The 24,963-nt window shown below is 71.1% G+C and carries 22 protein-coding genes; 11 read left to right on the top strand and 11 right to left on the bottom strand.

Features of this window, described 5'->3' with window-relative positions; translation table 11 throughout:
• Nucleotides 1-293: 293 nt before the first annotated feature.
• Complete coding sequence (locus ACJX2R_RS47090; RefSeq protein WP_262697747.1) at nucleotides 294-650, bottom strand: histone-like nucleoid-structuring protein Lsr2; 357 nt, start codon at nucleotides 648-650, stop codon at nucleotides 294-296.
• A 276-nt stretch (nucleotides 651-926) separates the two neighbouring features.
• Nucleotides 927-1,991, bottom strand: a complete 1,065-nt coding sequence (locus tag ACJX2R_RS47095) for an alkene reductase (RefSeq protein ID WP_413105145.1) — start codon at nucleotides 1,989-1,991, stop codon at nucleotides 927-929.
• 136 nt (nucleotides 1,992-2,127) lie between these two features.
• Here ACJX2R_RS47095 and ACJX2R_RS47100 point away from each other — a divergent pair, with 136 nt between their 5' ends.
• Nucleotides 2,128-2,607 (top strand): MarR family winged helix-turn-helix transcriptional regulator, encoded by a 480-nt coding sequence (locus tag ACJX2R_RS47100; protein WP_413105146.1) that lies wholly within the window; start codon nucleotides 2,128-2,130, stop codon nucleotides 2,605-2,607.
• Here ACJX2R_RS47100 and ACJX2R_RS47105 read toward each other — a convergent pair.
• Nucleotides 2,604-3,473, bottom strand: coding sequence for an aldo/keto reductase family oxidoreductase (locus tag ACJX2R_RS47105; protein ID WP_413105147.1), 870 nt, complete (start codon nucleotides 3,471-3,473; stop codon nucleotides 2,604-2,606). The genes ACJX2R_RS47100 and ACJX2R_RS47105 overlap by 4 nt on opposite strands.
• Before the next feature lie 212 nt (nucleotides 3,474-3,685).
• Here ACJX2R_RS47105 and ACJX2R_RS47110 point away from each other — a divergent pair, with 212 nt between their 5' ends.
• The gene (locus tag ACJX2R_RS47110; protein WP_413105148.1) at nucleotides 3,686-4,549 is read left to right on the top strand and encodes a LysR family transcriptional regulator; all 864 of its coding nucleotides are present in this window, start codon (nucleotides 3,686-3,688) and stop codon (nucleotides 4,547-4,549) included.
• A gap of 102 nt (nucleotides 4,550-4,651) precedes the next feature.
• Here ACJX2R_RS47110 and ACJX2R_RS47115 read toward each other — a convergent pair whose 3' ends face one another.
• On the bottom strand, nucleotides 4,652-5,584 hold the full coding sequence (locus ACJX2R_RS47115) for an AraC family transcriptional regulator (RefSeq protein ID WP_413105149.1): 933 nt from the start codon (nucleotides 5,582-5,584) through the stop codon (nucleotides 4,652-4,654).
• 73 nt (nucleotides 5,585-5,657) lie between these two features.
• Here ACJX2R_RS47115 and ACJX2R_RS47120 point away from each other — a divergent pair, with 73 nt between their 5' ends.
• Entirely contained in the window at nucleotides 5,658-6,647 is a 990-nt protein-coding gene (locus ACJX2R_RS47120; RefSeq protein ID WP_413105150.1) for an SDR family NAD(P)-dependent oxidoreductase, read from the top strand.
• Between the two features lie 26 nt (nucleotides 6,648-6,673).
• On the opposite strand, the gene ACJX2R_RS47125 is transcribed toward ACJX2R_RS47120, so the two are convergent.
• Genes ACJX2R_RS47125 through ACJX2R_RS47135 form a run of 3 tightly spaced genes read right to left on the bottom strand, consistent with a single transcriptional unit; the run spans nucleotide 6,674 to nucleotide 9,546 of the window.
• Nucleotides 6,674-7,333: a response regulator gene (locus tag ACJX2R_RS47125; protein ID WP_413105151.1), complete on the bottom strand. Its 660-nt coding sequence runs from the start codon at nucleotides 7,331-7,333 to the stop codon at nucleotides 6,674-6,676.
• On the bottom strand, nucleotides 7,330-8,463 hold the full coding sequence (locus ACJX2R_RS47130; RefSeq protein ID WP_413106128.1) for a sensor histidine kinase: 1,134 nt from the start codon (nucleotides 8,461-8,463) through the stop codon (nucleotides 7,330-7,332). The genes ACJX2R_RS47125 and ACJX2R_RS47130 overlap by 4 nt, the downstream gene beginning before the upstream one ends.
• Nucleotides 8,464-8,499: 36 nt before the next feature.
• Nucleotides 8,500-9,546: a zinc-dependent alcohol dehydrogenase gene (locus tag ACJX2R_RS47135; RefSeq protein ID WP_413105152.1), complete on the bottom strand. Its 1,047-nt coding sequence runs from the start codon at nucleotides 9,544-9,546 to the stop codon at nucleotides 8,500-8,502.
• Between the two features lie 161 nt (nucleotides 9,547-9,707).
• Here ACJX2R_RS47135 and ACJX2R_RS47140 point away from each other — a divergent pair, with 161 nt between their 5' ends.
• A complete protein-coding gene (locus ACJX2R_RS47140) occupies nucleotides 9,708-10,298 on the top strand; it encodes a TetR/AcrR family transcriptional regulator (RefSeq protein WP_413105153.1) in 591 nt (196 codons plus the stop codon).
• A gap of 48 nt (nucleotides 10,299-10,346) precedes the next feature.
• Here the strand turns inward: ACJX2R_RS47140 and ACJX2R_RS47145 are convergent, their stop codons facing one another.
• The 3 genes from ACJX2R_RS47145 to ACJX2R_RS47155 all read right to left on the bottom strand — a co-directional run bounded on the left by ACJX2R_RS47145 (nucleotide 10,347) and on the right by ACJX2R_RS47155 (nucleotide 13,921).
• Entirely contained in the window at nucleotides 10,347-11,741 is a 1,395-nt protein-coding gene (locus ACJX2R_RS47145) for a WD40 repeat domain-containing protein (protein ID WP_413105154.1), read from the bottom strand.
• Nucleotides 11,742-11,811: 70 nt separating this feature from the next.
• Complete coding sequence (locus tag ACJX2R_RS47150) at nucleotides 11,812-13,185, bottom strand: WD40 repeat domain-containing protein (protein ID WP_413105155.1); 1,374 nt, start codon at nucleotides 13,183-13,185, stop codon at nucleotides 11,812-11,814.
• Between the two features lie 79 nt (nucleotides 13,186-13,264).
• A complete protein-coding gene (locus tag ACJX2R_RS47155; protein WP_413105156.1) occupies nucleotides 13,265-13,921 on the bottom strand; it encodes a hypothetical protein in 657 nt (218 codons plus the stop codon).
• 157 nt (nucleotides 13,922-14,078) lie between these two features.
• On the opposite strand from ACJX2R_RS47155, the gene ACJX2R_RS47160 reads away from it, so the two are divergent.
• From ACJX2R_RS47160 to ACJX2R_RS47190, 7 genes are all read left to right on the top strand, one after another.
• Complete coding sequence (locus ACJX2R_RS47160; RefSeq protein ID WP_413105157.1) at nucleotides 14,079-14,552, top strand: carboxymuconolactone decarboxylase family protein; 474 nt, start codon at nucleotides 14,079-14,081, stop codon at nucleotides 14,550-14,552.
• A 153-nt stretch (nucleotides 14,553-14,705) separates the two neighbouring features.
• The gene (locus ACJX2R_RS47165; protein WP_413105158.1) at nucleotides 14,706-15,107 is read left to right on the top strand and encodes a cupin domain-containing protein; all 402 of its coding nucleotides are present in this window, start codon (nucleotides 14,706-14,708) and stop codon (nucleotides 15,105-15,107) included.
• 202 nt (nucleotides 15,108-15,309) lie between these two features.
• Nucleotides 15,310-16,365, top strand: coding sequence for a maleylacetate reductase (locus ACJX2R_RS47170; RefSeq protein WP_413105159.1), 1,056 nt, complete (start codon nucleotides 15,310-15,312; stop codon nucleotides 16,363-16,365).
• 68 nt (nucleotides 16,366-16,433) lie between these two features.
• A complete protein-coding gene (locus tag ACJX2R_RS47175) occupies nucleotides 16,434-17,303 on the top strand; it encodes a dioxygenase (RefSeq protein ID WP_413105160.1) in 870 nt (289 codons plus the stop codon).
• 36 nt (nucleotides 17,304-17,339) lie between these two features.
• Nucleotides 17,340-20,345, top strand: coding sequence for a BTAD domain-containing putative transcriptional regulator (locus tag ACJX2R_RS47180; protein ID WP_413105161.1), 3,006 nt, complete (start codon nucleotides 17,340-17,342; stop codon nucleotides 20,343-20,345).
• A 126-nt stretch (nucleotides 20,346-20,471) separates the two neighbouring features.
• Nucleotides 20,472-20,954 carry a flavin reductase family protein gene (locus ACJX2R_RS47185; RefSeq protein WP_413105162.1) on the top strand — a complete coding sequence of 161 codons (483 nt, stop codon included), beginning with the start codon at nucleotides 20,472-20,474 and terminating at the stop codon, nucleotides 20,952-20,954.
• Nucleotides 20,955-21,104: 150 nt separating this feature from the next.
• Entirely contained in the window at nucleotides 21,105-23,324 is a 2,220-nt protein-coding gene (locus tag ACJX2R_RS47190) for a LuxR C-terminal-related transcriptional regulator (protein ID WP_413105163.1), read from the top strand.
• Nucleotides 23,325-23,342: 18 nt separating this feature from the next.
• Here the strand turns inward: ACJX2R_RS47190 and ACJX2R_RS47195 are convergent, their stop codons facing one another.
• The gene (locus tag ACJX2R_RS47195; RefSeq protein WP_413105164.1) at nucleotides 23,343-24,857 is read right to left on the bottom strand and encodes a 4-hydroxyphenylacetate 3-hydroxylase family protein; all 1,515 of its coding nucleotides are present in this window, start codon (nucleotides 24,855-24,857) and stop codon (nucleotides 23,343-23,345) included.
• Nucleotides 24,858-24,963: the final 106 nt, after the last annotated feature.

Raw genomic sequence — 24,963 nt, forward strand, 5'->3', positions numbered from 1 at the left:
TTATGGTCCGGCCGGTGTGCGTGGCGACCAGCCCGGCAACGGGCACGCGGAGGACCGCGGAAGGCCGGGCCGGGCGTGCGAAGTCGACCATATGGAAACCCACCCGACCGCCTGGGCGGCCTTCTTTCCGTCGATGAGGGTGGTCATGAGAAGACGATGGTGCCGTTGCCGTGCCGGAGCTCGCGGCCCTCTGCGTGGCTCGTTCACAGAGAACGAGGACCCTTCCCCGGGATACTGGGAAAGGGTCCTCGCCAGGTGTCTGGGATCTGAGTCCCCCGGAAGGAGTGCGCCTCTCAGTTGGCTTTCGCGTATGCCTCGCGGACGGTCGCCGGAACACGGCCGCGGTCGCTGACCTCGTAGCCGTTCTCCTTGGCCCAGGCCCGGATTTCAGCAGTGTCCTGGCTTCCCGCCAGCGTCGTGGACCGGCGTTTCCCCCTGGCGGCAGCGCCGTTTGTGACGCTCCCACGTACGCGACGAGCGCCCTTGGCGTTGAGGTAGGGACTCAAGGCCTCCAAGAGCTGGTCGTAGCTCTGGGACGACAGGTCGAGTTCAACCCCGGCCCCGTCGATCAGGACGGTGTGGGTGCTGATCTCTTCCGATTCCTCACCAGTGAGATCATCTACGTACGTGGTGACTACTTTCTGGGCCATGCTTGGATGATAAACGAACGAGACCTTGGTGTGAATGAAACCCCGAGAGGCCAGAACCAGGGACTCCAGCTGTGCATGCTGCCAAGTGGCCCAGATGCCCCATTTTCGAGCGGTCGCCCCGTCAGAAGTGCCCCGGTGCCGCACGCGGGCACGTCGATATACGTCGTATCGCAACTAATCCGACTGCGTCATTGTAGAGCTTGAGCCCGAAACATCGCCGAGTTCATAGCGAACTTGACTGACGTGGTATTTGCGCTCCGCTCAACAGGTGGGCGCTCAGCTGGTCAGGTAGGGGTAGTCGATGTATCCCTTGTCGGTGCCACCGTAATAGGTGGTCTGGTCCGGTGTGTTGTACGGCCCACCCGCGCGCAGACGCGCCGGCAGGTCCGGGTTGGCGAGGAACAGCGCGCCGAAGGAAATCATGTCGGTCGTGCCGTCCTCGATGAGCGCCAGCTCCTCCGCGCTGGTGAACCCGTCCGTCGCGGGGTTGAGGATGAGGGTTCCCGAGAACTCCTTGCGGAGGATGCCGGTCAGATCGCGGGAGTTCTCGACGACGTGCAGATAGGCCAGGCCGATCTCGCTCAGCCGGCGGACGAGATGGACGTACGTGGGCTCGGGATCGGGCTCCTCCACTCCGTTGTAGCCCGTTCCGGGTGACACCCGTATCCCTGTGCGCTGTGCTCCGATGGCCTCGGACACGGCCGCGGCCACCTCCGCCGCGAAGCGGACCCGGCCTTCCACGGAACCGCCCCACTCATCGGTGCGCAGATTGGAGTTGGGGGCCAGGAACTGGTGGAGCAAGTAGCCGTAGGCGGCGTGCAGTTCGACCCCGTCGAACCCCGCGTCGATGGCGTTGCGCGCCGCCTGGGCGAAGTCCGCGATCGTCTCCCGCACTTCCTGGGAGGTCAGCTCGCGGGGGGTGGTGAAGTCCTTCATCCCGCCGAAGGTGAACAGCCGGCCGGGCGCGGCGATCGCCGAGGGAGCGACCTGCACCAGTCCGTCGGGCAGCAGACCGGGGTCGCCGACCCTGCCGACGTGCGAGATCTGGGCGAAGATCGTTCCGCCCTCGGCATGCACCGCGTCGGTGACGCGGCGCCAGGCGGCGATCTGCTCGGCGCTGTGCAGCCCCGGGGTGTTGGGGAAGCCCTGACCGACGACCGACGGCTGGGAACCCTCCGTGATGATCAGACCGGCCGTGGCCCGCTGTGCGTAGTACGTCACCATCGAGTCGGTGGCCGTATTGCCGGGTCCGAAGGCGCGGGCGCGCCCCATACCGGGCATGACCACGCGGTTGCGCAGGCGCAGCCCGGAAAGGTCGATCGGATCGAATGCTGTGGTCACAACGGCTCCCAGGGATTGACGTGCGTACTGGCGGCTGACGAGCGAGTTCATTGGGCGGCCAACGAACTCGCCCGGAGTCACCATAACCTATTCATTGGGTGGCCAATGATTGGGCGGCCACGATAACCTTGGCCGTATGACCTCAGAGCCCACGCGGACCGAAGCGACGGAGGCCGCAGACGACGGCCCCGTCAGCCAGACCCTGGCCCGCGTTTCCCGCTTGCACCGTCTCTCCGGCGGCAGGCTGCTGCGCCCCACCGGCCTCTGTTCCGGCCAGGAATTCCTGATGATGACCTTGTGGAAGGAGGGATCGGTCCGCCAGTCGGAGTTGGCGAAGACGCTCGACCTGGATCCGTCGACCGTGACTTTGATGCTGCGACGGCTGGAGCAGGGCGGACATGTCGTCCGCATGCGCGATCCACAGGACCGCCGCGTCATGCTCGTCCGGGCCTCGGCGGAGAGCTACGCACTGCGGCCCGAGGTGGCGCAGGTTTGGGCGCGCCTGGAGGAGCACACCCTGGACGGGCTGGACGACGAGGAGCGCGAGGCGTTCGCCAGGATCCTCTCGAAGATCGAAAAAAACCTGAGCTCCACCGACGACGGCTCAAGCGACTAGCCGATCTTGTCCAACTCGGCGAGCTGCTCGTCGGAGAGCGAGATTCCGGCGCCTGCGACGTTCTCGCGCAGATGCGCCACCGACGAGGTGCCGGGAATGAGCAGGATGTTCGGCGACCGCCGCAGCAGCCAGGCCAGGGCGACCGACATCGGCGTCGCGTCCAGCCGGGCGGCCACGGCGGAAAGCGCCGTGGACTGGAGCGGGGTGAAGCCGCCGAGCGGGAAGAAGGGCACGTAGGCGATGCCCTTGCCGGCGAGATCGTCGATCAGCTCGTCGTCCTGGCGGTGGGCGAGGTTGTACATGTTCTGCACGCATACGATCGGCGCGATCGCCTGGGCCTCGGCGACCTGTTCCGCAGTCGCGTTGCTCACTCCGAGGTGCCGGATCAGGCCCTGCTGCTGGAGTCCGACGAGGGTTTCGAAGGGCTCGGCGAGTGAGCCGGGCCGGGGGCCCTGGGCGTCGCCGAGCCGGAGGTTGACCACGTCGAGCGAATCGAGGCCGAGATCCTCGAGATTCTCATGGACTGCCCGGCGCAGCTCCTCGGGCCGTCGAGCGGGGGGCCAGCCGCCTTGCCGATCGCGGACCGCGCCAACCTTGGTCACGATGTGCGTCGATGCGGGATAGGGGTGCAGCGCTTCACGGATCAGCTGGTTGGTGACCCGTGGTCCGTATGCGCCGGCGGTGTCGATGTGGGTGATCCCGAGGGCGGCGGCCTCGCGCAGGACGGCGAGCGCACCGTCGTGGTCGGCGGGCGGGCCCATGACCCCGGGGCCGGCGAGTTGCATGGCGCCGTAGCCGAAGCGGGTGACGGTCAGATCGCCCAGGGCCCAGGTGCCGCCGGGCAATGACGCGGAGAGTGTGTTCATGTCGGTGTCTTTCCTGCCGAGCCGGATGCTGTGGAGGGGCGGCCTGCTGCGTGGTGCGCCGTTCGTCGACGGCACCCCTTGTCCACGCCGGCCACCGGCACGGACTTCGCTTCGCCCGTACCGTCAATGTTCACCCGCCGACGAGCGGCGCACCCAATACCGACCCGGTGTCCTGTCATACCCGGCAGGTATCACCGGGCTAAGCTGTCGCCGTGGACACCTTGGAGACACGCGAGCTGAGGTACTTCGTAGCCGTCGCGGAGGAACTGCATTTCGGCCGCGCCGCCGAGCGTCTGGGCATGGCCCAGCCACCGCTGTCCCGGGCGATCCAGCAGCTCGAACGGCGCCTCGGCGTCCGCCTGCTGGAACGCGACCGCCGTGGCGTCGCCCTGACCGGCGCCGGAGAGATGCTGCTGCACGAGGGCCGCGCGGCCCTCGACGCGACCACCGCCGCCGCTCGCCGTACCCGCCGCGCCGGTGGCGCCGACGGCTCGGGCGGCCCCCGCAACCGCCTGGTGCTGGCGGTGAAGGCCGCCGCGTCCCACGAGCTGCTGCACAGGCTCCTCGACGCCTACGCGGCCGAGCCCGACGCCGCCGAGATCGAGGTGCTGCCGAGCGGCACCTGCGAACAGGGAGAGATGCTGCGCGACGGCCGCGCTGATGTGGCGCTCATGCATGCGCCGTTCAACTCCCTGGCCGGGTTCGACAGCGAGGAACTGATGACTGAGGGGCAGATCGCCATCCTGCCCGCCGGACACCCCCTCGCCGCGCACAAGTCTCTGTCCCTGGCCGACGTCAGCGACGTCCCCGACCTTCCGCTCGCCCGTTGGTCCCGCGACGGCACCTACCCACCCGGCCCGGGTCCCGAGATCCACGACCAGACACAGCTGGCCCAGCTGATCGCACTCGGACGCACCGTGGCCGTCTTCCCCGACTCCGCCCGCGCCTGGCTATGGGCCGAGCACACCGCCGTCCCCCTGACCGACGCACCTCCCATCGTCACCCACATCGCCTGGCCCGCGCACAGCCGCTCCCTCGCCCTCGCCGGGCTGATCCGCACGGCCACACGGCTGTGACCCGCTCGCGCATCAGGTCCGGCGGCGACTTCAGCGCCCCCAGGACCGGCAGGCCCGCCGAGCTGGCGCCGAAGTCGACCGCCGCCCCGACGCGACCGGGGGTCAACGCGCGAGCTTCTCGTCACGCAGCCGGTGCCGGTAGCGCAGCGGCGACTCTCCCACTTCCCGTTTGAACGCGGAGCTGAAGGCGCTCACGGATGTGTAGCCGAGGGCGGATGCCAGCGACCCAATGGGATCGTCGCCGTCGCGCAGCGCGCGCTGCGCCAGCAGCATCCGCCAGCGGTTGAGATAGGTGAGCGGCGGCATGCCCGCCACGGTCCTGAAATGCGTGGCGAAGGACGTCCGTGACATCGCCGATGCGCTCGCCAGCGTCTCCAGCCGCCAGGGCCTCGCCGGTTCGGCGTGCATGAGGCTGAGCGCCGGACGCAGACGGTCGTCGGTCAGCGCCCGTAGCCACCCCGAGGGGAGCTCGGCCTGGTGGACGTAGGCGCGCAACATGTCGAGCAGCAGGAGCTGGCCGTGCTGCCGGATGGCGAACGCGGAGCCGACGCGGTCGCCGGTCAGCTCGTCGAGGATCTGGTCCAGCCTGTCTCGCAGGTGGGTCGCGGCGGGGGACGCCCGGACATGCCCCACCGGCGGAAGCGCCTGGAGCAACAGGATCCGGCCCACCGAGTTGAGGGCGACGTGGCCGCCGAGGACCACATCGGTCCCGGCGTGGCCGGCGTCGTCCTCGCGGAGGGAGGTGTAGCTCGCCGTGGTCACATCGATCTCGCGGGGCGGCCCGTCACCGGCGCCTCCCCGGAGCTCCAGCCACGCCTGATCGTTCAGGATGGCGACGTCGCCCGTGTCGAGGGCGAGAGGGCTCCCTGTGCTGTCGGTGGTCAGCCAGGCGCGGCCGCGCGCCACCGCGATGAACTTCAGGGGATGATTGATGGCGCCGCGCGCCACCCAGGGCTCCCGGGCCGCGAAGCCGCTCGACATCAGTCCCCGGATCTCGATATGAGCGAACACTTCGGACAGCTGGTCGTCGGCCATGTCCGTACGATCGGGCAAAAAACCCGAACGGGCAAGTATTCAAAGTGCGATGGGCGCGCCCGAGAGTGGACCCATGCGTCACACACAACATCCCCTCGGGTCCGGCTTCACCGCGGCGTCGACGGCCGCCGAGGTGCTCGCGGGCGTCGACCTGTCCGGCACCCACGCCGTCATCACCGCCGGCCACGCCGGACTGGGCCTGGAGACCACCCGGGCGCTCAGCACGGCCGGCGCGTCCATCACCGTCGGCTCGCGCGACCCGCAACGTGCCGCGGCCGCGCTGGCCGGGGTCGAGGGTGTCGAGGTCGGTCGGCTCGACCTGCTCGACCCGACCTCGATCGACGCCTTCGCGGCCCGCTGCCTCGACTCCGGCCGCCCGCTCCACATCCTGGTCAACAACGCCGGTTTGCCGCTCCCCGAACGCCTGGTGCGCGACGCACGCGGCTACGAGCCGCAGTTCGCCACCAACCACCTGGGCCACTTCCAGCTGACCCTGGGCCTGCTGCCCGCGCTGCGCGCCGCTCACGGTGCCCGGGTCGTCAATGTGTCATCCGGTGGCCACCGGCTCTCCGACATCCGCTGGGACGATCCGCACTTCACCACGGGCTACGACGGCCACCTCGCCTACGGCCAGTCCAAGACGGCCAATGTGCTGTTCGCCGTCGAGCTGGACCGCCGCTGGTCCCAGGACGGTATCCGCGGCTACGCGGTGCACCCGGGCATCGTCGTCGGTACGAAACTGAACGACTCGGTCGGCGAGGAGCAGCAGAGGGCCATGGGGCTGCTCGACGAGTCCGGCCGGCCCGTCGTCGACCCCGGCCGCGGGATCAAGAGCCCGCAACAGGGGGCGAGCACCATCGTGTTCGCGGCGGCCAGCCCGCTGCTCGCCGGGATCGGCGGTGTCTACCTCAAGGACAACGACATCTCACCGCTGGACGAGAACCCGGCCCCCATCGCCTTCGGCGTCGACCAGGACCCGCCCGCCGATGTCGTGCCGCACGCCGTCGACCCGCGCTCCGCCCGGCGGCTCTGGGAGCTGAGCGAGGGCCTGATCAAGGCGTGAGTCGCGGCGGTCCGCCGGGTGGCGGATCAGGTCACCAGGCCCTGGCGGTAGGCGTAGACGACCGCTTGCACACGGTCCCGGAGTCCGAGTTTGGTGAGGATGCGTGACACGAAGGTCTTGACGGTCTCCTGGCTGATCACCAGAGTCGCGGCGATCTCGCTGTTGGACAGGCCGTTGGCGATGAGGCGGAGCACCTCCAGTTCGCGAGGGGTCAGCGGGATGTCGTGCGGGGCGCCCTCGGGAGGCCGGATCCGGGCGGCGTACCTGCCCACGAGCTGGCGCGTCACCTCGGGGTCCAGCAGGGCCGCTCCCGTGGCCACGGTCCGGATCCCGTGCAGCAGTTGGGACGGGGGCGCGTCCTTGAGCAGGAAGCCGCTCGCCCCCGCGCGCAGCGCCTCGTAGACGTATGTGTCCAGGTTGAACGTGGTCACCACGAGCACCTTGACCGGGCGCCGCACCCCCGCACCGGCCAGCAGCCGGGTGGCCTCGATACCGTCGAGCACCGGCATGCGGACGTCCATCACCACGATGTCCGGGTGCAGTTGGCCGGCGAGGTCGACCGCGGTCCGGCCGTCTTCGCACTCGCCCACCACCTCGAGGTCGGGCTGGGCGTCGATGATCGTCACCAGCCCGGTGCGGACCAGTACCTGGTCGTCGCAGACCAGGACCCGGATCGGCTCGCTCATGACGGGCTCCCCGCGGGTATCCGCGCCCGGACGACGAAGCCACCGTCCGTCCGGGCCTCCGCGCTGAAGTCGCCGCCGAGGACGCCGACCCGTTCGCGCAGACCGGCCAGCCCCCGCCCGCTCCCGCTGGGCGAGGCGGGGGCCCGCGAGCCGGAGCCGTCCGTGCTGACCTCCACCGTGATCTCCCTCTCCGCGTGGCGGACTTGGACCCAAGTGCGGCTGCCGTGGGCGTACTTGAGGGCGTTGGTCAGGGCCTCCTGTACGACCCGGTAGGCCACCAGGTCGGCGCTGCCGGTCGACTCCGCCGGTGTGCCCTCCTCGGTGAACTCCACCGGCTGCCCCGACCGGCGGGTCTGCTCCACGAGCGTGAGGAGCCTGCCGACGGTCGGTGTCGTGGCCCCGGTGCCGTGGTCGGGGTTGATCAGGTCGAGCAAGTGGCGCAGATCGGTGGTGGCACGTCTGCCGGTCTCGGTGACCGCGGTCAGGGCCTGGTCGAGGCGCTCGGGCGCGGCGGTCAGATAGCGCGCCGCCTCGGCCTGTACGACCATCGCCGTCACATGGTGGGTCACCACGTCGTGGAGCTCACGGGCGATGCGGGCGCGCTCCGCGGCGCGGGTGTCCTCGGCGACACGGCGGCGGCGCTCGGCCTCCGCTGCCCGGGTGGAGCGCAGCCACGACCCCATGCCCCAGGGGAGGGCCAGCGCCAGGTAGTACATCACGAACTCGCTCGGCGCCTCGGCGCCCGAACCGAGCCGGTACAGCGCGACCGCCAAGGGCACATACGCCACGGAGAACACGAGCGCGGTGGTGCGCCGGTGCCGCTCCAGATGGGACGCCACGCTCAGCAGCGCGACGGGCATCGCGGTGCCCGCGAACGAGTGGTAGCCGCGGAGTTGGTCGACGGCGAAGCCGAGCGTCACCAGGGTGAGGCAGACCACCGGCCATCGCCGCCGCACCGCGAGCGGGAGGCACTGGAGGGCGACTGCCACGATGGCCAGCGCGTCGAAGGGGCGTGCGGGCAGGCCGCCCAGCTGCGTCCCGTGGTTCTGGAACGACGGGATGAGCGACCCGGTGAGGATCAGCAGCCCGAGCGGGAGATCCCGGACCGTGACATCGAACCGGTGCCACATCTCGGGGACACGTCGAACACTGATCACCGGGCGAGTCTAGCCCGGAGGGACCGGAGGGACGCCATGACGCGTGAGGTCGTCGGCGCGGACGAAGACCGGCTTGAGGTGTTTCTCCGGCAGCGCCTCCGGCAGTTGCTCCCAGTCCAGGACGTGCGAGACGACCCGTGCCGGGTCGACCCTTCCGGAGCGGGCGAGGTCGAGGGCCTCGGGGATGTGGCCCCGGACGTTGTCGCGCGCGATGCGCAGTGTGACGCCGGTGAGGTACATGTCGAGCAGGGGCAGCTCACCGGGGCGGAAGTGGTTGCCCGCCGACTCGCAAATGCCTTCCGGCGCGAGGGATTTGACGGCCAGGGCGAGCTGGTCGACGCGGCCGGTGGCCTCCACGGCGATGTCGAAGCGGTGGCGGACGGGCTCGAGCGCCTCGGCGGTGGCGGCGCCGTAGCCGCGGGCGAGCTCACGGTGGATCGGATCGGGGTCGACGTACAGCACCTCTGAGGCGCCGAGCGCGCGGGCGATGTCGCACACGTACAGGCCGATGCTGCCACGCGCGACGACCAGGACGCGGGCCCCGGGCCTGGCCGTCAGATGGGGGGCCACCAGGCGCCAGGACAGGGACCAGTTGTCACCGGCCGAGGCCATGGCGACCGGGTCGAGGTCGGCGGGCAGCGGGACGAGCATGGCGTCCGCCCAGGGGACGCGCACCAGGTCGGAGAAGAGGCCGCCCCAGTCGCCGCCGATGGGCGCGCCGTACATGGCCATGTGCGGTACGGCCGTGCAGTGCGCGGTCAGCCCGGCACGGCAGTCGCCACAGCTGCCGCAGTTGACGGACCAGGGCACGACGACCAGGTCGCCGGGGGCGACGGTGGACACGGCGTCGCCGGTCTCCACGACCCGGGCCACGCACTCGTGGCCGAGGGCGAAGGGCGGGTCGATGAAGCCGTGCCCGGCAAGGATCGCGGTGTCGACGTCGCAGGTGGTGGCGGCCACCGGGGCGACGATGGCCTCCTGGTCCGACCGCGGCTCGGGGTCGGGCGCCTCGCGCCATTCGACGGTGTTGCGGGCGACGTAGGTCAGTTCACGCATCGGCTCGCCGCCCTTCGCGAACGTGACCAGGTCGGGTCATCGGCATGACGAAGTCTCCCCTCGTGCTCCGCGCACGTCTGCGGTGATGGGTCTATAACGATCGTTATAGCGCCGCTCACGCTAGACTATGACGAGCGTTATAGCCAGAGGGGAGCACGGTCGTGGCCAAGCCCAGCGCGCCGTCGCGCGAGCGCATCCTGGTCGGCGCCGCCGACATGATCAGCAGACGTGGCCTGAAGGCGACCAGCATCCGGGAGCTGGCCAAACACGCCAAGGCGCCGCTCGGCTCGACCTACCACTTCTTCCCCGAGGGCAAGCAGCAGTTGGCCACCGAAGCGGTGCGGTACGCGGGAGGTGCGGTCACCCGCATCCTGCGCAGGGAGCTGGAGGAGGGCCCGGTCGCCGGTGTGCGTGCCTTCCTGACCCTGTGGCGCGGCATCGTCGTCAACAGCGACTTCCGGGCCGGCTGCCCCGTCCTCGCCGTCTCCGTCGAGGAACCGCCGGACGACGGGATCCCGCCGGCCCTGGTGGCCGCCGCCGAGGCGTTCGAGGACTGGGAGCGGCTGCTGGCCGAGGCGCTGACCGCGCATGGAGCCGACCCCGACCGGGCGCCCGGATTGGCGGCGCTCATCGTGGCGTCCGTCGAGGGCGCCATCGCCATGTGCCGCGCCAAGCGCGGCATGGAGCCCCTCGATCAGATCGCGCGACAACTGGAGACACTGATCGCCGACGCACTCGGCCACCCGGCCTGACGGCTCAACCGGCGGTGCCGCACCGCGCCGCGCCCACGAGACACGGGACTACTCCAGGCGCCACAGGTGGATCGTCTTGTCCTGGAAGCCAAGGGTGGCCAGGGTGCGGCCGTCGGGGCTGAAGGCGAGTTGGGCGATGGAGGAGCCGGGGTTGCCGATGGCGGCTCGGTGTTCATGGCCGGCGGCATCCCACAGGTGCAGGCCGGTGTAGTCGGTGGTGAGGACGGTCTTGCCGTCCGTGCTGTAGGCCAGGCCGGTGACGGAGCCGGAGTGGCCGGCGAGCGGCTTGCCGCGCTCCTTGCCGGTGATCGCGTCGAGGAAGTGGACTTCCGTGGAGTCGTTGTCGACGGCCAGGGTTGTGCTGTCCGGGCTGAACACCATGTGGCCGGCAGCACCGCCGAAGGAGTCGTTCGACGGTTTGGGCCGTTGTTTCCGGGCGGCCACGTCCCACAGCCGTACGCCGTCCATGCCGGACTCGTCCGCGCTGGCCAGAGTCTTCCCGTTCGGGCTGAACACCAGCTGGTGGGCGCCCGCCGACTGGAGTGGCGCGCCCTTTTGCCGATGAGTCGCCGCGTCATAGAGCCGGATCTCCTGGTCGATGAAGCCGCTGGTGGCGAAGAGCCTGCCGTCCGGGCTGAAGGCGATCGTCTCGAAGGACAGCGAGGGATCGTCGTGCTGGGCGATCTCCTTGCCGCGCGGGCGCAGGGTGGTCGCGTCCCAGAACTGGGCCCGGCTCTCGTGGCCGGTCGCCACCGTCCGGCCGTCCGGGCTGAAGGCCACTCCCTTGAAGATGACGAGTGAGGAGAGCAGGGCGCTGGCCCGCTGTTTGTGGGTGGCCACGTCCCACAGCCGCAGCACTCCGTCCTGGGATTCGCTGGAGGCCAGGGTCTTCCCGTCCGGGCTGAAGCGCAGCGTGCCGATCTCGCCCTTGTGCCCCCTGAGGGTCGCCAGTGGGCGCAGCCTGGGACGGGCGGGAATGGCGATGGGCGGGGGTGTGCGCAGGGGAGTGGGGGAGGGGCTGCCGGAGGTGTCCTCGCCGGGCTTGCCGTGGGCGGTGTCCTTCCCTCCGTCCGACTCGCCGCCGAAGAGGGCGATACCGGTGGGCACGGCCACGGCGGCGACCGCGACGGCCGCGCCCGCGCCGATGAGGAGACGGCGCCGCGAGGGCGGGAGGGGCTTCGCGGGTATCCGGGCCAGGGGCTTCGCGGGTGTCCGGGGCAGGGGCTCCGGTGGCATCCGCGGTGGGTGCGGGGGCGGTCCGCTCAGCTCGTGGCGAAGGCGTTCGCGTTCGGCCAGCAACCGGTCGCGCTCGGCGCGGAGTTGGCTGAGCTCCTCGGCCGCCGCGTCCGCTTCCGGCGTCGTCTTCCCGCCGTCCGGCCCGGTGTGCCCCGCACCGGATGAGGTGTCGCGTACGCCCTCCGGCGAGGGCCCTCGCTCGTCCATGCCCCGCTCCCGCCCTTCCCTTGTTCCGCTTCGTGTGATGTGCCGACCGTTGGACCGGCCGACCCGCTGGCTACTCGATCCGCCAGAGCCGTATGGCGTTGTCGTCGTAGCTGCCGGTCGCCAGCGTCAGCCCGTCCGCCGTGAAGGCCGTCGGCTCGGACAGGGAGGCGAGCTCCAAGGGCTTCGCACGTTCCTTGTGCGTGGCCGCGTCCCAGAAGCGCAACACGAGCCCGCTGTAGAAGCCGAGCGTGACGATGGTCTTCCCGTCCCCGCTGTAGGCCAGCGCGCTGACACCGACGGTGCGGGCGCGCAACGGCTTGCCGCGCTGGGTGGCGGTGGCCGTGTCCCACAGCCGTACGAGGCCGTCGCCACCCACGCTCGCGCTCACCGCCAGGGTCCTGCCGTCCGGGCTGAACGCCATGGCGCCGACCCCGCCCTCATGGCCGGTCAGTGGCTCGCCCCGCAGCCTGCGGGACGCCACGTCCCACAGCCGCACGACCCCGTCGCCGATATGGCTGCTCACGGCCAGCGTCTTGCCGTCCGGACTGAACAGCAGCCCCTCGACACCGCCCTTGTGCCCGGTCAGTGGCTCGCCCCGCTGTCCGCGGGACGCGACGTCCCACAGGCGCACGGCGCCACCGCCCGGATCGTTGGTGCCGCCCGCGGCCAGCGTCCTGCCGTCCGGGCTGAAGGCGACAACCTCGAACGGCCGCTGTGTGCGGTCCGGCAGGCTCAGCGATCTGCCACTGCGGTGGAGCGAGGGGATCTGCCAGAACTGCGCCCTGTCCGCGCCACCGGTGGCCAGCGTCCTGCCGTCCGAGCTGATCGCCGCGGACTGGAAGACGACGAGAGCGGAGGTCAGCGGCGCGCCGATCCGCCGGTGCTCCGGGACGTCCCACAGCCGTAGGTTGCCCACCTCGGCCTCGGTGGAGACCAGCGTCCGCCCGTCCGGACTGAACCACACCCCGCCGAGAGTGCCGGAGTGGCCCTTGAGGGTGGCGAGGCGGCGGATCGTGGGGTGCGCGGGAATGCTCGTCACGGGGCGCGGGCGCGGTGGCCGGGGGTGAACGGAGGAGGACGAGCCGTCGTCCTGGGCGAGGACAGCGGCGGCGGCCCCGCCCCCGGCGACCACGACGGCGCCACCGGCGACGAGCAGACCCCGGCGGGAGACCCCCGCGACGCGCGGATGCGCAGCGGAGGCGTCCGCGCCCGTAGGGGCGTACGGATCGGGCGCGGGCGGCGGCTCCTGGGGTGCGCGGGCTACGGGTGCTGGTGCGCCATCCGTTCCCTCACTCGCGTCCCCGGCCGCCCCCTCAATCGTGGGGCCGGGTACATCGGCCGACACGGCGGCGGCCCGTCGCTGCTCCACTTGGGACCTGAGCCCCCCGACCTCCTCCCGGAGGCGTTCACACTCGGCCCGTAGCCGCTCGCCCTCGTCGTCCATGTCGCCACTCTCCCCGTCGGGCCTCATCGTGTCGGCGGCCGGTGGGGTATGCCGCTGCCACCGCATACCCCACCCCTGATCAGCCGAGCTGCTTCTCGATCTTCGAGAGCTGGAGTGCGGGCCACTTCTCCACCATCGCGTCCTCGTCCGCCTCGCTCACCTGGTCGCTCCCGTCCCAGACGATGGCCTCCACGACGACCGTCCCGGTCCGGATCGCCAGGACCGTGACGCCCGGCGCCTCGAAGGACAGGGCCGCGTCCCCCAGGTCGGACGAGTGCTCCTTGGCGCCCCGGATCTTGTGGATCTTCTCGCGGTTGTCGGCCACCAGTCCGTCCCAGGCCGCCTCCGCGGCGTCCTCGTCGTCGTAGGCGAGGACATCGGACTTGACCCGGAAGAACACGTTCTCCGACCGCTCGAGCACGACCATGCCCGCCCCACGCAGATGTCGGCACGCCCAGCCGTCGCCCTCCTTGCGCCATTTCCGGCACTGCTTGTCCAGGTCGGTGCCGGCCAGCACGGATCTGCCCTCCTTGTTGCCGGACGGCACCGACAGGGCACCGGTGAGCCCGTCGTGCGGGACGAACCCGGGCAGGTCCCGCCTGGTCGGCAGTGCCGCGTCCATGTCCGCGGCGTCCAGCGTGGGGGCGGGCCACAGCAGATACGCGCCGAGCCCGGCCACCGCGAGCACCGCGGCCACCACTCCGACCAGCGCGCCGCGGCGCGTCATTCGAACCATGCCCGTCACCGTAAGGACGCCACGTCGGGACCCGTCCCCACCCTCACGCGTTAGGCGGCCGGTCCCGAATCACTCGTTTATGCGATGCGCCTCAGTGCCGCGCTGATCCAGTGTGGCCAGGGAGGAATGCATAACGGCACATCCGCTGGGAGGACCCATGGATCCACGTCTCAACTACTTCGGCAATGCCCTCGCGACCAAGGTGCTGAAGCACCTCTACTCGGCCAGCAAGGCGGTGTCGGACTCGACGCTGCCGGAATCCGTTCAGTGGCTGGTGGAGATCCGCGCCAGCCAGATCAACGGCTGCGGCTTCTGCACCGACATGCACACCAAGGACGCGGCCCACGCCGGGGAGACCTCGGTACGGCTCAACCTGGTCGCCGCCTGGCGGGAGGCGACCGTATTCACCGAGGCCGAGCGCGCCGCGCTGGAGCTGACCGAGCAGGGCACCCGGGTGGCGGACGCGGCCGGTGGGGTCACGGACGAGGTCTGGGCGAACGCCGCCAAGCACTTCGATGACGACCAGCTCGTCGCCCTGATCTCCCTCATCGCCGTCATCAACAGCTATAACCGCATCAACATCATCAACCAGCAGCCGGCCGGCGACTACCAGGTCGGCCAGTTCGGCTGAGCCAACCGCGTTTTCCCTGATGGCGCACGGCGTGTCACAGATGCGGGCCGTGCCTTTCTTCCCTGTGATTCGAGTTGTTCGAGCCCGGAATCCCCGACGCGGATCGACCGCCCGTTCCGGGCCGGCCCACGGAGGTATAGCACAGTGCACGAGATGGACTCAGCGGATGGGACCGGACCCAAGATGCTGGCGGACGTCAAGCCGCCTTTCATCCCCGAGGGTGCTTCGGGGATGACCGTCCTCGTCGAGTGGCCTCCCGGCGACCCGGGGACTCCTCCGCACCGCCACTCGGGGCCGTGTTACGGCTATGTGACCGAGGGCGCGATCCGGTTCGAGCTCGAAGGTGAGCCGGAGCGTGTGATCAGGGCCGGTGAGACGCTGTTCGAGCCGGGCGGTGACGTGATCCACTACCAGAACGGCAACGCCCTGTCGGATGCCCCGAGCAAGTTCGTGGTGTTCATGCTGTGTGCGCCGGGCCAGCCGATGCTCACGCTGGTCGACGACGAGGAGCTGGAGAAGCGGGCTCATCTGCGCCACCCGCGGCCCACGGACTGACCTGCCGAAGCTGCCGCGGCGGAGCCGGACGTCTCCCGCACACGCCCACCGCCATGGCCCCGGCCATGGCGGTGCCGGTCGCATGAACGCGGTATTTCCACGCCCATACCCGTCATCGCGCGCCGATTCCGTTGACGGAGATCACCTCAATGCCAAAGCTTTCTTCCATGAACAGAGCATCGGCGGGACCGAGGACATTCTGATGAGGACTTTCGTGCATCGGGGGCAGATCACCAAGGTGGTTTTCGGCAGCGGGACGCGCAGCCGTATCCCTGAGGAGGCCGATGCTCTCGGATGCCGTCGGGTGCTCATCCTGTGCACCCCCGGCCAATGGGACCAGGCAGCGGAGATACGCGACCTGCTCGGTGCCACGGCAGCGGGCACGTTCGCCGAAGCGGTGCCGCACACCCCTGTCGAGGTCACGGAGAAGGCGGTCGCGTACGCCGGAAGCGTGGATGCGGACTCCGTGCTCGCCATCGGCGGTGGATCGACCATCGGCCTCGGCAAGGCGATCGCCGTGCGCACCGGTCTTCCGCAGCTGGCGCTGCCCACCACCTACGCCGGTTCGGAGATGACGCCGATCCTCGGAGAGACCGAGGGCGGCAGGAAGACGACCCGCCGACTGCCGGAAGCGCTGCTCAAGACGGTGGTGTATGACGTCGACCTGACGCTCACGCTACCCGTGGGGATATCGGCGGTCAGCGGCGTCAACGCGATGGCGCACGCGGTGGAGGCCCTCTACGCACAGGACCGGGATCCGGTGGCCTTCCTGATGGCCGGTGAGGCGCTGGACGCCCTCACCCGGTCCCTCCCGGTCATCGCGCGGCACCCGGACGACGGCGAGGCGCGGGCCGACGCGCTGTACGGGGCGTGGCTGGCGGGCACCTGCCTCGGCACGGTCGGCATGGCCCTGCACCACAAGGTCTGCCATGTGCTCGGCGGCACCTTCGGGCTTCCGCACGCCGAAACCCACACGGTCGTCCTGCCGCATGTCGTCGCCTACAACGGGGCGGCGGCCCCCGAGGCCATGGCACGCATCGCGTGCGCGCTGGCCCGGGACGACGCCGCGAGCGGTCTCTTCGACTTCGCCGGGAGGCTCGGCGCCCCCAGGGCACTGCGGGACCTCGGCATGCCGGAATCGGGCATCGAGCAGGCGGCCGAACTCGTCGTACGGGACGGCTACTGGAATCCGCGGCCAGTGGAACGGACCGCGGTGCGCGCCCTCTTGACCCGCGCCTGGGCTGGCGAGACACCGTGAACGTCATCCGGCGACGAACATCCCCGGACCGACTCCGCATTCGACACCAATCACCACGGGAGCGCGCCATGCGTGATCTGACCAGCGACACCATCACCGATGCCGTGATCTCCACCATGCGGGACACCAAGGACGCCCGCGTCGCGGAGATCCTGGAATCGCTGGTGCGGCACCTCCACGCCTTCGTCCGCGATGTCGAACTGACGGAGGAGGAGTGGGCCCGGGGAGTGGACTTCCTGACGCGCACCGGGCAGATGTGCACATCGACGCGCCAGGAGTTCATCCTGCTGTCCGATGTGCTGGGCATCACCATGCTGGTCGACTCTCTCAGCAACCGACGACCCACGGAAACCACCCAGAACAGCGTCCTGGGCCCCTTCTTCAGGGAGGACAGGCCGCGGCACGCCGACGCCGCCGACATCTCCGGAGGTCTGCCCGGCACCCCGCTCTTCTTCGAGGGGCGGGTCGTGAACCGTGCGGGAGCGCCGGTGGCCGGCGCGGCGGTGGACGTCTGGCACAGTGACGGGGACGGCCACTACGACGTGGATGTGCCCGGCCAGGTCGACCCGGCCATGCGTGCGCTGTTCCACACCGACGAGACGGGACACTTCGGCTTCCGTTCCATCCGCCCGTCCAGCTACCCGATCCCCGGCGACGGCCCGGTCGGCGAACTCCTGGGCGCCACCAGCAGGTCGCTCATGCGTCCCGCCCATGTGCACCTGCTGATCGAGGCTGAGGGATTCCAGCGCGTGACCACCATGCTGTTCCCGTCGGACGACTCGTATCTGGACACGGATCCGGTGTTCGGGGTCAAGGAGTCGTTGATCACGTCCTATGACACCTACGAGGCCGACACCGGGCCCTGCCGTGAGCTGACCGACGAGCCGTACACCGTGCTGCGGCACACCTTCGTCCTCGAACCCCGCCCCGCGGACTGATCCCGACGGCCGCACACCATCGAGAGGCGGTCCTCCATGAGCGGCGGCGATCCGGGCGGGAGGGGTGGCGCCCTGCCTCGGTTGCCCGGCCATGTCATACCCCGGCCGAGGCTGGTCCGCAGGATCCATCGGCTGCTGGACCAGTACCCGGTGCTCGTCGTGGCCGCTTCGGCGGGGTCGGGCAAGACGACCGCCGCGGTCCAGGCCGCCCAGGCGCGGCCCGGACCCGTCGCCTGGGTATCGCTCGCCGGGATGCCCGGCAACGCCGGTCCCGGTGCCGACGGGCCGGCGCTGACGCGCCTTCTCACGGCGGCCGTCGAGCCGCATGCGCCGGCCGTGGCGACGGCGCTGACGGGTGCACTGGCGCGTGGGCTCTCGGCGTCGGAGATCGGCGTTCTGCTCGCCAGGGCGCTCGCCGGGACGGACCTGGTGCTGGTGCTCGACCGCGTGGAGACGATCGGCGGGCGCGCCGGTGCGGAGGGGCTGCTCGACGCGCTCGTCGGGGGTCTGCCGGAAGGGCCGCGGCTGGTACTGATCTCCCGCGTGGAGCTGCCCCCGGGGCTCGGTGGTCTCGGCGATGTCCATCGCGTCGCCTTCATCGAGGACGGGGAGCTGGCCTTCGACGTGGCCGAGGCCGCCGAGGCCCTGCGGGGCGACGACCGGGGCGACGACCCGTCCCGCCTGGTGGCGGCGACGGGCGGCTGGGTCACCGGAGTCCTGTACGACTGGTGGGGTGTCGACGCCGCCGCCTCCGCCGCACAGCACGAGTGCCTCGCGGCCGAGCTGCTGACCCAGCTCACACCCGCGGAGGCGGCACTGCTCGTCCGTACGAGCCTGCTCGACGACGGGGTGACGGCCGAGCGGGCCAACGCCCTCGGACTGGCCTCGCCGGACCGGACGATGGCCGCCCTCCGCGGCCGACGGCTGCCGCTCGACTGGTCCGCCGACGGCAGCCGGATGGTCGCCCTGCCGCGGTTCCGCCACCATCTCCAACGGGAGATCGAACGCCTGGACGCAGACACCCTGCGGGTGCTGCGCCGGGGCTACGCGACGTTGCTCCAGGGCCGGGGGCGCCACGAGGACGCCGTGGCCGAGCTGCTCATGAGCGGCGACACCGCCGCCGCCCGACACGTCGCCGAACATGCGCTGCCCGATGTACTCGGGCGATTCGACCTGACGACCGCCGAAGGCTGGCTCGACCGGATGCGCCCGGCGCCCACCCCGAGCCTGGCCTCCGCGGCGCTCCGCGTCGCCTTCGGTCGCGAACAGTGCTGGCGGGGCGTGCGGTTGGCCGACCACCACGGCCGTGCGTGGTGGAGCCGCCTCGCCGAACAGCCGGGCGGCGAGGAGGACTTGGCCCTGCTGGTGTGGTGTCTCTGGCACGCGGGGAGGATCGACGGGGCGCGCGAGATCCTGGGCGTCATGCCGCCCGGGCACCCCCGCGACATCGCGGCGGCCGTGCTGGCTCTGGCGGACGACAGCACACCACAGCTCGCCCCGGACGTACTCCACCGGGTCGCGGGCCCCCTCGAAGCCATGGTGATGCGCATCGCCTACCGGTCCGGCCACCTGCGCGAGCTGCGGGACAGCACCTCCGGCACCTGGCGGAGCGTGGCGGGGACGCCCTGGAGGGTCGCGGCGCTGCGCGCCGAGGGACGTATCTCCCGGGCGGAGGAGGCGTACGCGGCGGTCGGAGACGGACCGGGGCCCGTCTGGCTGGCGGCCTTCGAGGCCGCGGAGCTGATGGCGGACCTCGGACGCCGGGACGACGCGTGGTCCGCGCTGCTGGCCGGGCGGCAGCGGATCGCGTCGACCGGCTCCCGCGTGTACGAGATCCTCAGCCTGCTCCTGGAGGCGAAACTGGCCCTGCGCCTGGATCGCGACCCGCCACGAGCGGCTCGGGCGCTCGCCGAGGCGGAGCGCAGAGGGTGCGCGCGCTACGCGTTCACCGCGGAACTGGCGGACACCTGGCGGGGCCTGGAACTGCTGCTGGCCGGCCGCGACCACGACGCCGTACCCCACCTCACCGCCGCGGTCTCCGCCATGCGCGCGGGCGACAGACATCTGGAGCTTCCCACGGCGGCCGTCTACCTGAGCGAGGCGCTGTGGCGCACCGGCGACGAGGACGGCGCGGACGCCGCCGCCGATCTGGCCCTGGAGGTCGCGACGGCCCAGGGCCCCCGCAATCTGCTGTTGCAGGCCCTGGAGGACGTGCCCTCCGTCGCCGTGCGCCGGGCCGACGCGGAACCCACCCACTCCTCACGCTGGCACGAGCTCGTGTCCGCGCTCGCGACCGCGAGACCGGTGGCCGGATGCGTCGAACCCCGGCTGACGCTGGAGGACTTCGGCCCGGTGCGGCTGGCCGCCGACGGGCGGGAGGTCCACCCGCGTCTGGCCAAGAGCGTGGAGTTGCTCGCCTATCTGCTGGACCAACCCTCGGCGAGCGCCAGGCGCCAGGCCCTCTTGGAGGCACTGTTCCCCGACCGGAGCGACACCACGGGGCGCAGCTACCTCCGGCAGGCCGTCTACCGGCTGCGCGAGGTGCTGCCCGACGGGCTGTCGCTGCTCCAGGACGGTGATGTGTACCGCCTGACACCGGCGTCCGCCGTCGTGAGCGCCTCCGGGACCCTGCGGCGACTGCTGGCGGAAGCCGCTCGGCAGGACGGTGAGCACCGGTGGGACACCCTGCGGCGCGCCCTGGCCATCGCCGAACGCGGCTCGTACTTCGACTCCCTCTCGACCCACTGGCTCGACACCAGGCGCGCCGAACTCGACTCCGCCCTCTTGCGGGCCCGAGTGGACGCGGCGGCCGTGGCGCTGCGCCTCGGCCGCGTCCGGGAGGCCCGCCGGCTCGCGCGTGCCGTGCTGGACAGCGATCCCTACCGGGAGCAGGCGTGGCGGCTCGCCCTGTGCGCCGCGGAGGCTGCCGGCTCGGACGATGAACTGCTCGACCTGTACCGGGGCTATCTGGGCGTCATGAAGGAGCTGGGAGTGCCGCCGTCCCCGGACCTGAGACGTCTGGTCGACCGACTGCGCCGATGAGCGGACGGGCCGGGTGAACTCGGGCGGTGTCGCGCCCGGGCCGTGATTTCTCCCGCGTTAACAGCCGGAGCCGCACGCTTCACACCAGCCACCAGGGTTCAGCTCCCCTTTCACGGAGGTCCTCCGATGATGGAAACCGTTGACACGACACTCGATTTCCGAGGCGCGATGAGCCGGCTCGCCACGGGCGTCAGCGTGATCACCACCCGCTCCGGAGCCACGCCCATCGGCATGGCGGCGAGCGCCGTGTGCGCCCTGTCCATGGACCCGCTCCAGCTGATCGTGTGCGTCGGCAACCACCTGTACACGCGGACCGCGATCGCGGAGCACGGCCGCTTCGCCGTCAATGTTCTCGGCGAGGACGGCGAGCACCTGGCGCGGAACTTCGGCGCCTCCAAACCGGACAAGTTCGCGGACGTCGAGACCGTCGACGACCACGGTGTGCCGGTCCTGAAGGACGCCATCGCGGCCGTCGTGTGCGATGTCGCCGAGGCTCTCCCCGGCGGCGATCACACCATCTTCGTAGGTGACGTCCGCCGATGCGCACACCGGGTGGACGGCCGGCCGCTGCTCTACTTCGCGGGAGGGTTCGGCGGGCTCAGGCACTAGCCCGGGCGCGGCGGCCCGAAGGAGGCCGCCGCGGCGACCGGCTCACCACCACCGCCCCCGATGCCGGATCTCGCGAGGCGAGCCACGGCCGTCGGGGGCTCCGCCCGTCCCGACGACTCCACTGAAGGTGCCATGCCCCGTGAAGGTGCCATGTCCCGCTCCGTGCCGGCCTTCAAGCTGCGTCCTCCGGCCCAGCCCCCACACCTTCTGACCCGCCCGCGTCTGTTGCGTCGGCTCGACGCGGCGACCGAGCCCGTGGTGGTGGTCTCCGCACCGGCCGGTGCCGGGAAGACCGTGCTCCTGGCCGAGTGGGCGCAAGCCACGGCGGCCCGTGGAGAGTACGCCTGGCTCAGTTTGGACGGGGGCGACAACGCCCCGGGCCGGCTCTGGGCCGGCATCCTGCGGGCGTTGCGCCACGTACGGCCGGAACTGCCCGTCCGCCTCCACAGCGATGAGTGGACGCTCGACGCATGGCTCGAGGAGATCCTGCCGAGCCTGGTGACCGGACTGGGTGAACAGGAGCCGCTCACACTGGTCCTGGACGGGCTGCAATCGATCACGGACGCCGACGCGGTCCGCAGCCTGGGGGACTTCCTGACTCGGCTTCCCCGGGGCTTGCGCGTCGTCCTGGCGACCCGGCACGTTCCCGGGTGGCCCGTGCCGACCCTGCGCACCCGGGGTCTCGTCGCCGAACTCGACCAGCACGAACTGGCGTTCACTCCGGAGGAGGCGCAGGCAGTGCTCACCGATCTGCTCGGCGCCCCTCCGTCTGCGGACACCTCGAGCGCGCTGTACGAGGCCACGGAGGGGTGGGCGGCGGGGCTGTGCGTCATGGGGCGCGTCCTCGCCCGCTCGGCCGACCAGGCCGACACCGAACGGAACGTGGCCCGTGGCAGGCAAGCGGTCTCCGAGTATCTGGCCACCGAGGTGCTGTTCCGGCTCACCACCGAACAGCGCCGGTTCCTGCTGCGCACCAGTGTGCTCGACGAGCTGAGCAGCGGGCCGTGCCAGGCCCTCGCCGGGGACCGGGCGGGCGTACTGCTGCGGGAGCTAGCACGGACCGTGCAACTTCTCGTACCCGTCGCCGCCGATCCGCTGGCGTACCGGCATCACCGGGCACTGGCCACGCTGCTCTCCGACGTCCTCACCTCCGAAGGGCCGGACACCGTCGCGTCCCTGCACCGGGCAGCGGCGCAGTGGTACTCCCGGCAGGGCGAGACGACCGCGGCCGTACGCCACTGGGTGCGGGGCGACGATGAGCCGGCGGCCGTCGCCTCGATCCTCGGCGCCTGGGAGAAGGCGATCTCGTCGGGCCGTGGTGCGCCGATCGCGCGGTGGCTGGACCTCCTGCCGCGCCGCACGGTCGCCGCCGACGCGCGCTTGTGCGTCGTGGCGGCGATGGCGGCTCTCTCCGGGGGCGCCCCGGAGACGGCCCGGCGCTGGCTGGACGTGGCCCAGCTCAGACAGACGGGCCCCGAGACGGTCGGCGAAGGCAGCACGGTGTCCGATGCGGCAGCCGTCGCCAAGGCCGTGGCCTGCTGTCTGAAGGGGGAGGTCCTGACCGCCGACCGGCTCGGCGCGTCCGCCGTCGGCGGCACCCGGCCGTTGACGTCCTGGCGCGCCCTGGCCTGTACGGCCCGCGGCGCCGCCGCCCTGTGGACCTCCCGGTACGAGGAGGCGGAGGCGCTGCTCGGCGAGGCGACCCGTGACGCACACGCCGCCGGGCACAGCCTGGTGCTCGTCCGCGCCCTGGGTTTGCGGGCGCTGTGCGCGCTGCTGGCCGGACGGCACGAGCCGGCGCGCATGCTGAGCGACGAGGCCCTCGAAGCGGCCGCGACGACCGGCCTGAGCGGGCACTTCGTCTCCGTGTCCGGCTACATCGCCCGGGCCGGTCTGCTCCTCGAAGAGGGCCCGGCCGAGGAGGCCGAGCGGGCTCTGGCCGACGCGGAAGCGGCGCTGGCGGGCCCGCCCCGGACGTCGCACGAACCCCACATCCGCGCCCTGTGCCACGCCACACGCGCGCGGCTGGAGAGCGCGCGGCGCAACGCGGACGCGGCGCGGGAGGCCCGCGAGGCGGCCGAGCGGGCGGCGTCCGGGTGCGAATCGCGCGGGGTACTGACGGACCTGCTCGGCCCGGCCGGTGAGGACACGGCCGTGGCGCCTTCGGCGCCCGGCCCCCAGGACCTGTCGCTGGGGGAGCGCCGAGTGCTCCGTGCCCTGTGCGGTCCGCTGACCCTACGTGAGATCGCCGCCGAGCTCTATGTGTCCCACAACACCGTCAAGACACAGGTACGGGCCGTCTACCGCAAACTCGACGCGCACGACAGAAGCGGTGCGGTGGCCAGGGCCCGGGAGTGCGGTGTGCTCTGACCCGGGCCCCGCATCGCGCTACGAGGCGTCCTGGCGCCGTGCGTAGTCCGCCTGGGCCGTGTACGCGGTCTCCTCCCGCTCGTCGACGCTCCCGATGCCGCAGACCTTGCGCGCGAGGTCTGCCATGCCCCCGCTCGGGGACAGCTCGGCGCGCTTCATGGTGAGGGTGCGGATGGCCAGCAGGGGCGTGCCGTTGAAGTTCTCGAAGGTGCTGATTCGGTCACCCCAGTCGGACAGGAACAGATCGCGGATCACCCGGCTGATCTTCAGCCGGTCGTGCGGCCTCCCGACCGGTCCGGTCTGCAACGCCTCCAGCCAGGGCCGCAGTTCGGGCCGCTGCCACTGCCCCTCGGTGGGGAAGATGAGCGAGGCACGACCGGCGAGGTCGACCACCTCGTGCACCATCCCGGCGATGTTCTCGAGGTAGTACGCCCGCCCGAAGTCGAACATCAGGACGTTCGGCTTGTAGAGGCCGCCGGGGGTGGTGAATCCCTCGTCCTCCGAAGCGACCACATGCGCCTTGAGCGTCTGGTGGAAGCCCGCGAACCGGGCGATCCGCGTCTGCACCGGCGGCAGCTGGTAGGTGCCGATGTGCTCGGTGATCAGCAGGGTCAGACCGAGCATCAGCTCGGCGCGCACCATCTGCCGGACCAGGGCCTGGTAGTGCAGCCAGTCGAAGACGCGCTGCGGATACAGCGACGCGTGCTTCGGGTTGCCGATGTGGAACACCCGGTCCCAGGGGATGAGCACGTCCTCGAACACGATGACGCTGTCCAGTTCGTCCCCCTGGGAGGCCAGCGGATGCTCGACGTCCTCGCCGTCCCGGACGTTGCTCTCCCGGCAAATGATGGTGATACCGGGGGCGTTGGGCTTCACCGCCCCGAAGATGATCTGCTCCGGCAGGATGCCGGGGCGGTAGAAGACGCCGATGTGGATCCAGTCCCCGAAGGCCGCGCCGGTGCTGATCGCCTTCACCCCCCGCACGGTGATGCCCTCGTCCGAGGTGCCGACCACCTGGAGGGCGGGGGACTCGGCCTGCGCGGAATCGCGCGAGCGGTCCGTCTGCGGGTCGACGAACGCTGGTGTCGTGTTGAGGTCGCCCTCCCGCACCACGTTCCAGAAGTCGATGATGCCCTCGGTGAGGTTCCTGCCGTCGGTGCCGACGGACTGGCTGCTCCAGGGCTCGGGGTCGTCCACGTACGTCAGCAGGACGTAGTTGTTGACATCGGGGGTGCGCGGGACCGCCCCGGCGCCGAGCTCCCGCAGCACCGTCTCCATGTAGCGCCGCTTGCGCCGCAGGTCGTCCTTGGAACGGTGCTGGAACCACGTCATGGACCGCCGGACGCCCTCCTCGTCCACGAACGTCATGACGTCCTGGAGTTCCGGGCGGTGGTGCAGGTCGTAGAAGTCGGCGAGCCTGCGGGCGTACGCCCGGGTCGTGGGGTGCGTGGCCACGTTGTCGACGAGCTCGTCGCCCACCCACACCGTGCGGCCGTCGTTCAGCGCCGCCAGGTATTCCTTGCCTGTACGCACGTCGTGCTCCTCTCCAGGGGCAAGAGATCCGGACGGCTCGGAGCATGCGTCGCGGCGGGGTGAGCGGACGGCGCGGCACCGGAAATCACCCAGGTGAAAGCGTCCA

The organism is Streptomyces sp. Inha503 (genome assembly GCF_047215865.1).
Classification (GTDB): Bacteria; Actinomycetota; Actinomycetes; order Streptomycetales; family Streptomycetaceae; genus Streptomyces; species Streptomyces lycopersici.